Annotated in this window: 1 pseudogene; it reads left to right on the forward strand. The window is 59.9% G+C overall.

Features of this window, described 5'->3' with window-relative positions:
- Nucleotides 1–26: 26 nt before the first annotated feature.
- Nucleotides 27–696: pseudogene (locus tag ADT71_RS00045) on the forward strand (Tn3 family transposase); the annotation flags it as partial.

Consider the following 696-nt stretch of genomic DNA (forward strand, 5'->3'; position numbering starts at 1 on the left):
GGTCGAACAACGCCGTGTGGCGTCCGGTGCTGGCGGCCCTGGACTGGATCAGAAGCAAAGTGGATGATGGATGCCGCTACGTGCCGCCGCACGCAGTGCCGGTCGACGAGGTCATTCCGGCGAGATGGCGCAGTTCCGTCATTGATGAAGAGGGGCGCGTAAACCGGATCAGTTATGAGCTTTGTGTCCTCGCGCAACTGCGCGATCGCATCCGTTCTAAGGAAATCTGGGTTGTCGGGGCGGACCGATACCGCAATCCCGATGACGATCTTCCCAAGGACTTCGATGCGCGGCGAGAAGCATATTACACAGGATTGAACCTGACGGCGGATGCGCGTGCATTTTCAAGCGCCATCCGGGAAGAGCTTGCTCAGGAACTGTTGCTCCTCAATGCCAATATTCCCCGGAACGACAAGGTTCGGCTGCTGTGGCGCGGCGAGAACCGTATATCTCTCACCCCGTTCAAACCCTTGCCCGAACCCAGGGGTCTCGCCTCGATCAAGACCGAGATCGGCCAACGCTGGCCGATGACCGGGCTGCTCGACGTACTGAAGGAGGCTGCCCTTGATACGGGACTTCTCGAAGCGTTCGAAACATCGGCCTCGCGTGTTGCACTGCCGAAAACCGCGCTGGATCAACGTCTCCTGCTATGCCTCTACGGCCTGGGAACGAATGCCGGGCTCAAGCGGATCGCCG

Origin of the sequence: Novosphingobium sp. ST904 (assembly GCF_001298105.1) — a bacterium.
Classification (GTDB): Bacteria; Pseudomonadota; Alphaproteobacteria; order Sphingomonadales; family Sphingomonadaceae; genus Novosphingobium.